General features: G+C 72.6%; 15 protein-coding genes and 2 pseudogenes. 9 read left to right on the top strand and 8 right to left on the bottom strand.

The genetic code is table 11. The annotated features are described in order from the left end of the window. Positions 1 to 76: 76 nt before the first annotated feature. Positions 77 to 1,558, bottom strand: coding sequence for an MFS transporter (locus tag ACWCQ1_RS46585; protein ID WP_133050013.1), 1,482 nt, complete (start codon positions 1,556 to 1,558; stop codon positions 77 to 79). 85 nt (positions 1,559 to 1,643) lie between these two features. Between ACWCQ1_RS46585 and ACWCQ1_RS46580 the strand changes: the two genes are divergently transcribed. Then, positions 1,644 to 2,024, top strand: a complete 381-nt coding sequence (locus tag ACWCQ1_RS46580) for a MarR family winged helix-turn-helix transcriptional regulator (RefSeq protein WP_165955227.1) — start codon at positions 1,644 to 1,646, stop codon at positions 2,022 to 2,024. On the opposite strand, the gene ACWCQ1_RS46575 is transcribed toward ACWCQ1_RS46580, so the two are convergent. After that, positions 2,011 to 2,751 (bottom strand): maleylpyruvate isomerase family mycothiol-dependent enzyme, encoded by a 741-nt coding sequence (locus tag ACWCQ1_RS46575; RefSeq protein WP_451029419.1) that lies wholly within the window; start codon positions 2,749 to 2,751, stop codon positions 2,011 to 2,013. The genes ACWCQ1_RS46580 and ACWCQ1_RS46575 overlap by 14 nt on opposite strands. A 144-nt stretch (positions 2,752 to 2,895) precedes the next feature. Between ACWCQ1_RS46575 and ACWCQ1_RS46570 the strand changes: the two genes are divergently transcribed. The 3 genes from ACWCQ1_RS46570 to ACWCQ1_RS46560 are packed head-to-tail and all read left to right on the top strand — an operon-like array spanning position 2,896 to position 4,493. After that, on the top strand, positions 2,896 to 3,495 hold the full coding sequence (locus tag ACWCQ1_RS46570) for a molybdopterin-dependent oxidoreductase (protein ID WP_358608551.1): 600 nt from the start codon (positions 2,896 to 2,898) through the stop codon (positions 3,493 to 3,495). Between the two features lie 2 nt (positions 3,496 to 3,497). Further along, positions 3,498 to 4,208, top strand: a complete 711-nt coding sequence (locus tag ACWCQ1_RS46565; RefSeq protein WP_133050016.1) for a ferredoxin reductase — start codon at positions 3,498 to 3,500, stop codon at positions 4,206 to 4,208. Positions 4,209 to 4,220: 12 nt separating this feature from the next. Further along, positions 4,221 to 4,493, top strand: coding sequence for a DUF6510 family protein (locus ACWCQ1_RS46560; protein ID WP_133050017.1), 273 nt, complete (start codon positions 4,221 to 4,223; stop codon positions 4,491 to 4,493). Between the two features lie 142 nt (positions 4,494 to 4,635). Here ACWCQ1_RS46560 and ACWCQ1_RS46555 read toward each other — a convergent pair whose 3' ends face one another. After that, entirely contained in the window at positions 4,636 to 4,758 is a 123-nt protein-coding gene (locus ACWCQ1_RS46555; protein WP_358608557.1) for a hypothetical protein, read from the bottom strand. 207 nt (positions 4,759 to 4,965) lie between these two features. Between ACWCQ1_RS46555 and ACWCQ1_RS46550 the strand changes: the two are divergent. Beyond that, positions 4,966 to 5,149, top strand: a pseudogene (locus tag ACWCQ1_RS46550) (hypothetical protein); the annotation flags it as partial. A 7-nt stretch (positions 5,150 to 5,156) separates the two neighbouring features. Then, the gene (locus ACWCQ1_RS46545) at positions 5,157 to 5,600 is read left to right on the top strand and encodes a DUF6098 family protein (RefSeq protein ID WP_358608560.1); all 444 of its coding nucleotides are present in this window, start codon (positions 5,157 to 5,159) and stop codon (positions 5,598 to 5,600) included. A 20-nt stretch (positions 5,601 to 5,620) separates the two neighbouring features. On the opposite strand, the gene ACWCQ1_RS46540 is transcribed toward ACWCQ1_RS46545, so the two are convergent. Next, on the bottom strand, positions 5,621 to 6,169 hold the full coding sequence (locus tag ACWCQ1_RS46540; RefSeq protein WP_358608563.1) for a YciI family protein: 549 nt from the start codon (positions 6,167 to 6,169) through the stop codon (positions 5,621 to 5,623). A gap of 101 nt (positions 6,170 to 6,270) precedes the next feature. On the opposite strand from ACWCQ1_RS46540, the gene ACWCQ1_RS46535 reads away from it, so the two are divergent. Continuing rightward, a complete protein-coding gene (locus ACWCQ1_RS46535) occupies positions 6,271 to 6,849 on the top strand; it encodes a GNAT family N-acetyltransferase (protein ID WP_358608566.1) in 579 nt (192 codons plus the stop codon). Here ACWCQ1_RS46535 and ACWCQ1_RS46530 read toward each other — a convergent pair. From ACWCQ1_RS46530 to ACWCQ1_RS46520, 3 genes are all read right to left on the bottom strand, one after another. Next, positions 6,840 to 8,369, bottom strand: a complete 1,530-nt coding sequence (locus ACWCQ1_RS46530; RefSeq protein ID WP_451029418.1) for a methionine--tRNA ligase — start codon at positions 8,367 to 8,369, stop codon at positions 6,840 to 6,842. The two genes, ACWCQ1_RS46535 and ACWCQ1_RS46530, sit on opposite strands and share 10 nt — an antisense overlap. 208 nt (positions 8,370 to 8,577) lie before the next feature. Further along, a complete protein-coding gene (locus ACWCQ1_RS46525) occupies positions 8,578 to 9,747 on the bottom strand; it encodes an MFS transporter (RefSeq protein ID WP_451029417.1) in 1,170 nt (389 codons plus the stop codon). A gap of 45 nt (positions 9,748 to 9,792) precedes the next feature. Continuing rightward, entirely contained in the window at positions 9,793 to 10,311 is a 519-nt protein-coding gene (locus tag ACWCQ1_RS46520; protein ID WP_358608575.1) for a hypothetical protein, read from the bottom strand. 145 nt (positions 10,312 to 10,456) lie between these two features. Between ACWCQ1_RS46520 and ACWCQ1_RS46515 the strand changes: the two genes are divergently transcribed. Then, entirely contained in the window at positions 10,457 to 11,995 is a 1,539-nt protein-coding gene (locus ACWCQ1_RS46515; protein WP_451029416.1) for a CYTH and CHAD domain-containing protein, read from the top strand. 115 nt (positions 11,996 to 12,110) lie between these two features. After that, positions 12,111 to 12,893 carry a VOC family protein gene (locus ACWCQ1_RS46510; RefSeq protein WP_451029415.1) on the top strand — a complete coding sequence of 261 codons (783 nt, stop codon included), beginning with the start codon at positions 12,111 to 12,113 and terminating at the stop codon, positions 12,891 to 12,893. A gap of 84 nt (positions 12,894 to 12,977) precedes the next feature. On the opposite strand, the pseudogene ACWCQ1_RS46505 reads toward ACWCQ1_RS46510, so the two are convergent. Continuing rightward, positions 12,978 to 13,091, bottom strand: a pseudogene (locus tag ACWCQ1_RS46505) (ABC transporter ATP-binding protein); the annotation flags it as partial.

Here is a 13,091-nt window from a genome sequence, read left to right as displayed (position 1 = left end):
CACAGCCGTGCGTCCGGCGGGGCAACCAACTCCCGCCGGACGCACCCAGGGGAGACGAGACATCCCCCTGGTGGCCTTAGTCGCGTGCGGGCACGCGCTCCGCCTCCAGGGAGGTGGACCTGGCGACCACGACCGACTGCTGCCCACGGCGCGTGCGCAGGCCCGTGAGGGTGATCAGCAGGCCGGCCACCGCGACCGCGGTGACGACCACGAAACCGGGCCGGTAGCTGTCCAACACCGCCTGGGCGGTGGCGTGTTCGGGGGCGCCCGCGGTCACCACGGCCGTCACCACGGCCAGGAAGATCGCGCCGCCCACCTGTACCGAGGTGTTGAGCAGCCCGGAGACCATGCCCTGCTCGTGGTCCTCGACCCCGTTGGTGGCCTGGATGTTGAGGGAGGGGAAGACCAGCGCGCAGGCCGCGCCGATCAGCAGCATCGACGGCAGGACGACGGCCGCGTACACCGGGTCGAGGTTGATGCGCAGGAACAGCGCGTACCCGACGACCATCAGCGCGAACCCCGCCGCGATCAGCCGCTGGGTGCCGAACCGGTCGACGACGGAGCCGACCTTCGTCGAGGACACGGCGACCAGCGCGCCCGCGGGCAGGAAGGCCAGCGCGGTGTGCAGGGCCGACCAGCCCAGTAGCGACTGCATGTACAGCGTGGTCAGGAACTGGAACCCGACGTACGAGCCGAAGAAGGCCACCGCGCCGAGCTGGGCGCGGATCTGGCTGCCGGAGCGCAGCACGCCCAGGCGGATCAGGGGGCCGGGCGAGCGCCGCTCGACCAGGACGAACACGGTGAGCAGCACGGCGACCGCGAGGAAGGACAGCAGCGTGCGGGCCGAGGCCCAGCCGGCCTGCGGTGCCTGGACGACGGTGAACACCAGCAGCAGCATCGACGCGGTGCCGATGACGGCGCCGGGGACGTCGTAGCCGTTGTGGTCCTTCTCCCGTTCGCTGCGCGGCAGCAGCTTCAGGCCCGCCAGCAGCGCGATCAGGGCGATGGGCGCGGGCAGCAGCATGGTCAGACGCCAACTGGCCTCGGTGAGCAGGCCGGAGAGGACCAGGCCCATGGAGAACCCGGTGGCGGCGCAGGTGGTGTAGATGGACAGGGCGCGGTTGCGCAGCGGGCCCTCGGCGAAGGTCGTGGTGATGATCGACAGGCCGGCCGGCGCGGTGAAGGCGGCGCTCAGGCCCTTGATGAAGCGGCTGGCGATCAGCAGCGGACCCGAGTCCACGAGGCCGCCGAGCAGTGAGGCGAGGGCGAACACACCGAGGGCGACCAGGAAGACCTGACGCCGGCCGAGCAGGTCGGCGGTGCGACCGCCGAGGAGCAGCAGTCCGCCGTAGCCCAGGATGTAGCCGCTGACGATCCACTGCAGGGTCGAGGTGGACAGGTCGAGGTCGGAGCCGATGGACGGCAGGGCGACGCCGACCATCGAGACGTCCAGTGCGTCCAGGAACATCGCGGCGCAGAGCACCAGCAGGGTGCCCCACAGCCGGGGGGTCCAGCGGACGGTCGAGGCGTCCGCGGAGGTGGTGAGCGGAGAGGTCATGCCCGAGACACTACATGCGCATGCATCGAATGCAAACGCATTTAATGCCGGTGCAATAAATTCGGTTCTCTGCTACGGTGCGCTGATGGCGGCGAAGAACCCCGAGCAGGCGCTCGTGGACCAGTGGCGGGACATCCTGGCGCTCCATGCGCGCACCCAGTGCGAACTGGACCGCGCACTGCACCAGCACGGCCTGTGCGCCAGCGACTTCGAGGTGCTGGACGTGCTGTCGGGCGAATCCTGCGCCTACCGCGTCCAGGAGATCGCCGAGCGCGTCCACCTCAGCCAGAGCGCGCTGTCCCGGCTCATCGCCCGGCTGGAGAAGGACCGCCTCGTGGAGCGCGCGATGTGCCCCGAGGACCGGCGGGGCGTCCGGGTCGCCCTCACGGAGAAGGGGCGCGCGCTGCACGGCGCGGTACTGCCGGTGCAGCGCGCGGTGCTGACGCGGATGCTCAGCTCCAGGTGACGGCCGACTTCTCCCGCCACAGCGCGGCGACGGAGTCGTCCCCACTCACCTCCGGGAACGCCTGCCGGTTCCACAGTGCCGCGTACAACCGCGGGGCGGGCCCGGCCACTTCGCAGTCGGCGGCGCCTTCCTCACCCCGCACGGTCACCGGCGGCTCCTGGGACAGTCGTACGGTCCACACCCCGCCGTCCGCGTCCGTCGCCCGCACCCGCAGTACACGGGGCGTGTCGCTGCGGACCTTGCTCCTGGTGCGGGCGTGGAAGCCGCACAGCAGCTCGTCGATGCCGTCCGCCGCGAAGCCGGCGGAGATCCCGGACGGCGTGCCGCCCCGCGCGGACTCGGCGTCGAGCCGGTGCACGGTCGTCTCGTGCGCCTGCCGCCGGGCCCAGAACGCCAGCGGCGACGGCGCGGGCAGGAAGTGCCAGCACTCCACCCCGGGCGGGGCGGAGGCGAGGGTGTCGACGAGGTACCGGTGCCCCTCCCGGAACCAGTCCAGCAACGCGTCGCCGTCGAGGTCGGGCAGCCCGCCGTCGGAGTGGTACGAGGTGTGTCCCTCGGCGACGAAGGCCGCAGCCCACCGGTGCACCATCCCGGTGTGCCGCACCAGGTCCCGCACCTGCCAGTCCGGGCAGGTCGGCACCTTGGCGTCGGTCCCGGCCGCCTCGGCGGCCGCCGCCAGCAGTAGCCCCTCCCGGTCGAGGATCTCCACGAACTCGGCTGTCTCCATGGGGTGAGTGTGCCGGACGGCGCGACGGCGGGACCACCAGGCGGGTCGGCCGTTTGTGCGAACCGCATGCGAGGGGCCGAGCCACGGCCGATGATGGGGGGATCCGGCCGTCACGCCCGCCGAGCCCAGGAGAGCGATGCCGTCATGAGTTCCTTCTCGCCCGGTTTTCGCGGACGCGCCCGTTCGCTGGCGGACCGGCTGCCGCCCGGGCAGTACCCGACCGAGCAGTTCCCGGTGCTGTCCGCCGGCCCGACCCCGCGGGTGTCCACCGACACCTGGACCTTCACCATCACCACGGAGACCGGGGACACCCACTCCTGGACCTGGGCGGAGATGATGGCCCTCCCGCAGCAGGAGACGGTGACGGACATCCACTGCGTCACCCGCTGGTCCAAGTTCGACACCCCGTGGCGGGGCGTTTCGCTCGACGCGTTCTTCGAGGACGTGGAGACGGCCGCGGACTTCGTCACCGTCGACAGCTACGGCGGCTACACCACGAACCTCCCCTTGGAGGACCTCCTCGACGGCCAGGCCTGGATCGCCCACTCCTACGACGGCTACCCCCTCTCCCCGGAGCACGGCGGCCCGGCCCGGCTGCTCGTGCCGCACCTGTACTTCTGGAAGTCCGCCAAGTGGGTCCGCGGCCTTCGGCTCACCCACGAGGACGAGCCCGGCTTCTGGGAGTCCGTCGGCTACCACAACTACGGCGACCCATGGCGCGAGCAGCGCAACTGGGGGGACTGAGCATGCGCATCGCCTGGCGCCGGGCCCGGCTCGAGGGGCGTCACCCGCAGACCGCCACCGCCCGCTCCCTGCTGTTCACCGTGCCGGGCTGGCCCGGCCACCTGCCCGGCCAGCACGTCGACGTGCGGCTGACGGCCGACGACGGGTATCAGGCCGTACGCAGCTACTCGCTCGCCGCGCCCGCCGACGGCGACCGCATCGAGCTGGGCGTGCAGCCCGTGCCCGGCGGCGAGGTCTCGCCCTATCTCGCCGACGAGCTGCCGGTGGGCGCCGAGGTCGAGGTGCGCGGCCCGCTCGGCAACTGGTTCGTCTGGCGTTCGGAGCAGACCGAACCGGTGCTGCTGGTCGCGGGCGGCTCCGGAGTCGTGCCGCTGATGGCGATGATCCGGGCCCACCGGGCGGCGCGGTCGGTCGCCCCCTTCCATCTGCTGTACTCCGTGCGCACGCCCGCCGAGATCTGGTACGGCGACCAGCTGACCGACCGCGGCCCCAGCCTGGACGTGCACCTCCTGTTCACCCGCCAGGGCCCGCCCGGCGACAACCGCGCGGTCGGCCGCCTCGCCCAGGCCGACCTGGAGAAGCAGGCCGCCCGTCTCGAGGCGACCAGTCCCGTCTTCGTCTGCGGTCCCACCGCCTTCGTCGAGACGGCCGCCGACCTGCTCACCGGCCTGGGTCTCGACCCCGCCACCATCCGCACCGAACGCTTCGGCTGACCGGAGGCCCCCATGGCAGACGACACCGCCCATCTCGACGGCAACTGTCTCGCCGGACCGCTCTCGGAGATCCTCTCCGTGGAGGCGACCACGGCCTGGTGGCGCTGCCCCGAGTGCGCCCGCACCGGCCCCCTCGCCGGACTGCACGTCTACGGCCCCGACCCCGGCCTCACCGCCCGCTGCCCCGGCTGCGCCCACATCGCCCTGCGCCTGGTGCGCGACGGCGACCACGTCTGGCTGAGCCTGGGCGGCGGAACGGGCGCCTTCCGCTTCCGCACCGCCTGACGCGCCTCCACCCCAGGCAGCGGATCACCGTGCGTTCGGCGCCGTGAGCACCGGGTACCCGGGGCCTCCGCGAATGATCGGGAGGTGCCGCCGTGGACGCTACGGGCGACCGGATCGCGGACCCATGGGGTGAACGCACGCCCTACGAGCCGGGCACCGCGCGGGCCACCCGTACGGGCATCCGGCTGCGCCGGGGCGTCGGCGAGGACGAGGCGGAGCGATGGGTGCCGTCCACGTCCCAGCCGCACTCCAACCGTGACGCCATGGACATCGCGGTGCGGGACGGCCGGATCGCCGGGGTGCGTGGCCGTGCGGTGGACCGGGTCGGCCGCGGGCGGCCGGGGCCCAAGGACCGGTACGGCCGGCAGGCGGGAGCCTCCCCGGACCGGCTGACCCGCCCCATGGTCCGCGAGGCCGGCCGGCTGGTGGAGTGCGACGGGGAGCACGCCATGAGCAGGGTCGTCACCCGCACGCCGCCGCCGAGAACTACCTGCCCTGGGAGATGCTCGTCCAGGCCGCACAGGCCACCCGCGACGACCGGCTCCTCCAACTGGCCTCATCCTGCCATCCGCAGACACTCCGTCAGATGCGCTAACACGATGATCAAGAACCTGTCTTCGCAGCTGCTCACCACCGTGGGCGTCGGCAAGGAGTGAGCGCCAGATGACCCGCGAACTCCCCGTGCTGCGCACCCTCGACGAGGTCGCCGACCTGGTGCGGCGCACCCCGTGTCTCTTCGTGCGCTGGTCCCACGGCCCCGACGCCGACCGGGAGTTGTCCGAGAGCCGCGACGCCCTCACCGGCATCCCCATGTCGGGCCTGTCCGCCAACCCGCTCGACGTCGAGCCCTGGTGGGAGGACCGGCCCGTCGAGCTGTGGGTGGCGCGCAGGCTGTACGACTACTCGCATCTGCCCCGCGACAAGGGCGAGGGCGTGCGGCCCTGGATCCTGCGGGGCCGCGTCCAGGGGCGCGGCCCCGACAACGAGCCGCTGGTCGGCGAGGTGGAACCCGTCGGCTGGATCGACGACCAGGTCATCAACGACGCGGTGTCCGCGGTGGTGGAGCAGGCTGGACCGTGGGGGCCCATGCGACGGGCGGAGACCTGAACCGAGGGCGGCGACCGTCGTTACGACCGCCCGCCGAACTGCCAGTCGTGGACCTCGACGTCGGCGTATCCGCCCGGGGACAGGACGGCGCGGGCCGCGTCCCGGTCCGGGGCGCGCAGCAGCACCGCCGTACCCAGCCATGTGGCGCCGTCGTCGGACAACAGGGGGCCGTAGGCGATCAGTTCGTCCCGCTCGGCGGGTGGATCGAGGTCGACGGCCGGCCCGGAACCGAGGCCGAGCACCAGGTACCGGTCGCCCCCGGTCCGGCCGCCGGGGAACTCCCACATCGTCCGCCCCAGCACATTGCGCCACCGGCGCAGCAGCACGTCCCGGTACACGCCGGCCTGGTAGTTGGGCTCGTCGAAGGCGAACGCGCGGGCGGCGGCGGGATCCGGCAGATCGAGGATGTGCACACTTCCGGACGGCGCGTCGCCCTCGCTCGGGAAGGTCGGCCCGCGAGCGATCATCTCCTTCGCGTGACCGTCCATGTACGACCAGTGCGCCTGAAGCAACTCCTCGCGCAGCGCAGCCGATCCGGCCCGGTCACGGTGATAGCAGAAGAACTCCATGCTCCGGGACTCTCGCCGACACACGGGCACATCTCAACCGGCTTTTCCCGTGAGGGCGTCTCGCCGGGGAAGAGCAGCGGCCGACGTGGCACGGTGGTGTCATGACCATCGAAGTGCGTCCGGCCTCGGAGTTCGCGGACGTCCGTGCCGTGATCGGCCCGAAGTCGCCCACGGCCACTGTCTGCTGGTGTCTGAGCCATCGGATCCCGTCCAAGCTGGACAAGGAGCTGCGGGGGCCGGCCCGCGGGGAGTACGTCGCCGGTCTGTGCCGCTCGGTGCCGCCTCCCGGCGTGCTCGCCTACGACGGCGACGAACCGGCCGGCTGGGCGGCCGTGGCACCGCGCGCCGACACCACCTACGCGCGCAGCCGCCAGATCCCGCACCTCGACGACCTGCCCGTCTGGTCGCTGTGGTGCATCCGGGTACGCCCGGGCCACCGCGGAAAGGGGGTCTCGCACGCCCTCATCGCCGGCGCCGTGGACTTCGCCCGCGACCACGGCGCCCCCGTCATCGAGGCGTACCCCCTCGACAACGGCGACGCCAAGGTCGACACGACGATGGCGTACGCCGGTATCAGGAGCAACTTCGAACGCGCCGGCTTCGTCCACGCCGCCGACACCACCTCGGTACTGGCCGGCCATCCCCGCGTCCTCATGCGGCTCGACCTGCGTCAGAGGTGATCCACGGTTTCCCGCAGGCGGGGGAAGAGGGGATGCGCGGGTGGCAGGGTTTCGCCGGCCGCGGTCAGCTGAGCGGTGATCCGTGCCGCGGATTGGGGGATGAAGGGGTGCAGCTCCTCGGCCAGGGTGCGGCATGCCGTGATCAGCGCGGCGAGGACCGCGTCGAGGCGTTCGCCCGCCGCGGTGTTGCCCTGCCGTTCCGCCCTGGCCAGCTCCCAGGGGCGGTTGGCGTCGACGCAGCGGTCGGCCTCTTCCACGATGGTCCACACGGCCTCGGTGGCACGGCGGAAGTCGAAGCCGGCCAACGCGGCGTCGATCCGGCCGGGGGCCTGTCCGCAGACGTCCAGCAGGGACCGCACGGCATACCGGTCGGCGCCCAGGGAGGGCACCGCTCCGCCGCGGTAGCGGTGGACCATGGTGACGACGCGGTGGACGAGGTTGCCGAGGCCGCCGCCGAAGTCCGCGTCGGCGCGCGCGACGAGCCGGCCGGGGGTGAAGTCGGCGTCCCCGACGCGGGGGACCTCGCGCAGCAGCCACCAGCGCACCGCGTCGGTGCCGTAGGCCGCGGCCAGCGCGGCCGGGTCGACGGTGGGGCCGCCGGACTTGCTGATCTTGCGGCCGTCGACGGTGAGGTAGTCGTGGACCAGGACGTCGGTGGGCAGCGGCAGCCCGGCCGACAGCAGGATGGCCGGCCAGTACACCGCGTGGAAGCGGACCACGCCCTTGCCGACGAGGTGGGTGCGGTGGTCGCTCCCCGCCCACCAGCGGCTACAGGCGGGATCGTCGGTGCCGTAGCCGAGGCTGGTGACGTAGTTGCCCAGTGCGTCCCACCACACGTAGACCACCTGGCCGGGATCGTCGGGCACGGGGATGCCCCAGCCGCGGGCGCGGGTGCCGGCGCGGGAGACGAAGAAGTCGCGCAGTCCGCCGGCGATCAGGGCGAGGACCTCGTTGCGGCGGGCGGCGGGTTCGATGCGCAGGTGTCCGCCGGCGATCAGGTCGTGGAGGCGGTCGGTGTAGCGGGACAGGCGGAAGAACCAGTTCTCCTCCGCGATGTGCTCGGGTTGGGTGCCGTGCTCGGGACAGCGTCCGTCGAGGAGTTCGTCAGCGGTGCAGAACTGCTCGCAGCCGACGCAGTACAGGCCCTCGTACGCCTTGCGGTACAGGTCGCCCGCCGCGGCGCAGCGGCGCCACAGCCGCTCCACGCCGACGCGGTGGCGGGGGTCGCTGCTGGTGCGGATGAAGTCGTCGAAGGACAGCGCCAGCGGGCCGCGCAGCGCGGCGAACGCCTCGGCGTTGCGGTCGACCAGCGTCCGCACGTCCACGCCGGCCGCCTCGGCGGCCAGGACGTTCTTCAGGGAGTTGTCGTCGGTGCCGCTGAGCAGCCGCACCTCGGCGCCCCGGTGGCGGTGGTGCCGGGCGAGCGTGTCCGCCTGCACCAGTTCCAGGGCGAAGCCGAGGTGCGGGCGTGCGTTGACGTAGGGGATGGTCGTGGTGATGTAGTGCCGCGGTGTGGTCACTGGTCCTCCTGCCGGTGGCGGGGCCGGGTCCGCACAACGCGTCGAGGCCCCGTCCCGGGGCCTCGGATTCGGTACGCGTCCGTGCTCAGCAGCCCCGTCGGCGGGGCATCGTCCGGTGCTGAGGCGAAGGCGTGATCATGACGTCGACCGTAGCAATGACGGCTTGCGGTGCGCACCGGGTTTTGCGGCGGCGGGCAGGGGGTGCCGATCAGCGCTCCGCCGCGCGTCGGGTCACGGCTCCGATGGCCGCCGCGGTGGCGGCCAGCACGGCCACGCTGGTGAGTGCGGCGGGGAGGGAGAACCAGTCCGCCATGAAGCCGATGGCGGGCGGCCCCAGGAGCATGCCCCCGTAGCCGAGGGTGGACGCGATCGCGACCCCCTCAGGACCGGCGAGCGTACCGGCGCGTTCCACGGCGACCGGGAAGAGGTTGGCGAGACCGAGGCCGGTGATCACGAAGCCGACGAGTGCGAGCCACAGGGCGGGGGCGAGCGCGCCGAGCAGCATGCCTGCCGCGGCGGTCGCCCCGCCCGCGACCAGGGTGCGGGTGCGGCCCAGGCGTTCGAGCAGCCGGGTGCCGGTCAGCCGGCCGATGGTCATGGCCAGCGCGAAGCAGGAGTAGCCGACGGCCGCGACGCCCGCCGCCGCGTCGAGGTCCTGCTCCAGGTGCAGGGCGCTCCAGTCGGCCATCGCCCCCTCCCCGTACGCCGTGCACAGGGCGATCAGACCGAAGGTGATCACAAGGGGACGGGCGGTGGTCCCCGCGCCACTGGGGGTGGATGTGGCCCGGGGTGCGGGCTCCGGCGGTACCGGGGGAGCGATGCGCAGGAGGGCGCGGCCGGCGAGGAGAGTGACCAGCAGCCCGATCGCGGTGAGGCCGAGGAGATGCTCCGTGGGGGACAGCGCTCCCGCGACCAGCGCGCCCAGCCCCGCGCCGGCCATGCCGCCGAGGCTGAACGCGGCATGGAAGCTGGGCATGATCGGGCGTCGCAGAGTCCGCACCAGATCGACCGCGGCGCTGTTGAACGCGACGTTGATCCCGCCGTACGCGCTGCCGAAGACCAGCAGCACGGCGCCCAGCGCGAGGGCCGAGTGCGTGAGCGGCGGCAGCACGACGCTGAGCGAGAGCAGGACACCGCAGACGACGGTCACCGGATGGCTGCCGAAGCGCCGGCAGAGGCGTCCGGTCAGCATCATGGTCACCACGGCCCCGGCGGAGACCCCGAGCAGGGCGAGCCCCAGGGCACTGGCCGAGGCGCCGGTCTGCTCCTTGATGGCGGGGATGCGGACGACCCAGCCGGCGAAGACGAAGCCGTCGAGGGCGAAGAAGACGGTGAGGACGGCGCGGAGGCGGGTGAGGTCGGTTCGGGCGCCCGGCACGACGTTGTGCTGTCGGGCTTTGTTTATTTCCGGCACAAAGTCAGGCTAGATGAGGCCCCGGAGGGGGACAAGGGCGGCGCCCTGCGCGTTCGGCTCGCTACCGCCGAGTTCAAGTGCCGTCATGGTGCCGTAGGTCGCCAGGCCGTACATCAGGTGCGGCACCGCGTCCGATGCCCGGTCCTGCGGTGACCAACGCGCCGGATCACTCACGCCCAGCCGTGCCATCGGCAGATCCGTCGCCGCCATGGCCAGAGCGCCGGTGGCCGCACCGCCCAGCCACCAGGGCATGCGGACGCCGGCCCGGTGCAGCAGCGAGACGGCCGCCCCCATGGTGCAGCCGACGGCGATCCCGGACAGTGCCCCCAGCCCGGAGAGCCGGTGGGCACGGACGTCACCGGACCCGGGGACCGGATGCCCCAGGTCCTGGCTGAGCTTGTCAACGGTCTGGGCCGGAGCCTGGCTCGACGGCCTGCCCCGCAACGCCATGTCGGCGTACGTCACCGCGTCCAACACCGTGGTCCCTGCGGCACCCGCCGCACCACCGCGCACCATGCTCCGCATCATGGGCCGCCGGGTTCCCTCCACGCCTGCCCCGAACCACGGGCGGGACCGGTTGAAAGGGCGGCGACGGCCCGCCCGATCAGTGCCATCCGTCCGGCCATCTGGCCGCATCCCGGTTTGAGTCGCCCGGACGTGGTACGCGATTCATATGACCGAGTCAAAGCGTGAGACAGAGCGAAAATACGACGCTCCGTCGGCCGATGACACCTCGTGGCTTCCGAAACTCACCGGCGTTGCCGATGTCGCGGCGGTCGTGGAACAGGGCACCGACGAACTGGACGCCGTCTACTACGACACCGAGGACCTGCGCCTGGCGGGCGCCGCGGCAACGCTACGGCGCAGGACGGGCGGGGCCGACGCCGGCTGGCATCTCAAGCTGCCGCTGTCCGGGGACAGCCGGGAGGAGGTTCAGGCCCCGTTGTCCCCCACGATTCCCGACACCCTGCGCGACCTGGCCCTCTCCCGCACCCGGGGAGCGGAACTGGTCCCGGTCGTGCGCATCCGGTCCACCCGCAGCACCCGGCACCTCCTCGACGAGGACGGCACGCTGCTGGCCGAGCTGACCGTCGACGGCGTCCGCGCGGACTCCATGGGCACCACCACGACCCGGGCCGCCTGGGCCGAGATGGAGATCGAACTCGCCGAGGACGCCGATCCCGCGTTGCTGGACGTCCTGGAGAAGACACTGCACAAGAAGGGCATCGAGCGCGCGGGCCACCCCTCGAAGCTGGCCAGGGCGCTGGAGGAGACCGGAGTGGGCGCACCGCGCCTGCCGGACGGCCGGGCCGAGAGCGTCGTCGAGGGCTCGGCGGGCGAGGAGGTCCTCAGGTACGTCGACGCGCAGGTGCGCACGCTGGTCGCCCTCGATCCCGCGGTACGACGAGGCCGGCCCGACTCCGTGCACCAGATGCGCGTGACCTGCCGGCGGCTGCGCAGCGTCCTCGGTTCCTACCGGCGGGTGCTCGACCGTGACGTCACCGATCCCGTCCGCGAGGAACTCAAGTGGCTCGGCGGCGAACTGGGGGCGGAGCGCGACCAGGAAGTGCTCGCCGAGCGGATCTCCGCACACCTCGCGGACACACCCGAGGAACTGGTCCTCGGCCCTGTCGCCGCCCGCCTGAAGGCGTGGAACGTCGCCTCCGCCGCCGAGGCGCACCAGCGCAGCCTGGACGCCCTGAACTCCCCGCGCTACCTGGCCCTCCTCGACTCCCTCGCCCTCCTCACGGAGCAGCCCCCGCTGCGCCGCAAGGCGGCCCGCAAGCCGAAGAAGGTGCTCGCCAAGGCGATCCTCAAGGAGTACGACAGGCTCGCCGGCCGGGTGGCGCACGCACTGGAGCTCCCGCCGGGTGCGGACCGCGACACCGCCCTGCACCAGGCCCGCAAGTCCGCCAAGAAGACCCGCTACGCCACCGAACCGGCGCGGGACACGCTCGGCAAGCCCGCCAAGCGGCTCGGCAAGCGCGTGAAGGCCGTGCAGAAGGTGCTCGGCGACCATCAGGACAGCGTGGTGGCGCGGGACCACCTGCGCAGCCTGGCCCTCGCGGCGTACTCGGCGGGCGAGGGCGGCTTCACCTGGGGTCTGTTGTACGGGCAGGAACAGGGTCTGGCCGCGGAGCGCGAGCGGGAACTGCCGCCGGTGTGGGCCGAGGCGGCGAAGCCCCGGTTGCGCAAGGACCTCGGCGGCTGAGGTCCCCCGCTCGGGTGAAAGCCCCCGCGGAATCCGGGTCGGCTCCGTGGCAGTCCGCCGCGCGGGCGGCATGGTAGCGGCGACTCGACACCGGACGCCGTAGGAAAGGGAACCCATGCTCGGCACCGACTTCCGCACCGGATCGCCCAACTGGCTCGACCTAGGCAGCCCCGACCCGGACGCCACCGCCGCCTTCTACGGGGCCGTCTTCGGCTGGCGGTTCGTCTCCGCCGGGCCCGAGGCGGGCGGGTACGGGTTCTTCCAGAAGGACGGGCGGACCGTCGGCGCCCAGGGGCCGCTGGCCGAGGAGGGCGCCGAGCCCGCCTGGACGACGTACTTCCAGAGCGGCGACATCCAGGCCACCACCCGTGACGTGGTCGCCGCCGGCGGCAGCGTGCGCGCCGAGCCGATGGACGTCATGGGCGAGGGATGGCTGGCCCAGTACACCGACCCGCAGGGCGCGCGGTTCGCGGTGTGGCAGCCGGGGCGCACCAAGGGCCTGGAGAAGACCTCCGAGGACGACACACTGGTGTGGGTGGAACTGCACGTCGGCGACCCCGAGGCGGCGATCCGCTTCTACAACGGGCTCTTCGGCTGGCGTTCGCAGGAGATGGAGGCGCCCGGCATGACCTACCGGGTGCTCAGCATCGCCGACGGGGACCAGCAGGAGGGCTCGTTCGGCGGAGTGGCCCCGCTGCAGGGCGACGCGGAGGACGCCCGCTGGGTGCCGTACTTCGCCGTGGCCGACGCCGACGCCGTCGTCGCCAAGGTGGGGGAGAGCGGCGGCTCGGTGGTCATGCCGGCCGCGAACGTCCCGGACGTCGGCCGCATCGCCTGGCTGGCCGACCCGAGCGGCGCGGTCTTCGCCGTACTGAAGCCGGATCCGCGCCAGGGCTGAAGACCGCCCGGCAGCGCGAGCGGGAACGATTCCAGGGCGGCCCACGTCGTGAGGACGTGGGCCGCTCTGGTTACGAGGGGGCGGTCAGGAGGCGGTCTCACCGCCCGCCGCGACGGGTGCGGTGAGGTCTGCCGCTTCGGGGAGTTCCTCGACGTCGACGCCGCGGACCTGGCTGAGTTCGTGTTTGAGGGCGGCGAG

The sequence above is a fragment of the Streptomyces sp. NPDC002144 genome (genome assembly GCF_053593695.1).
This window is presented reverse-complemented; position numbering and strand designations above follow the sequence as displayed.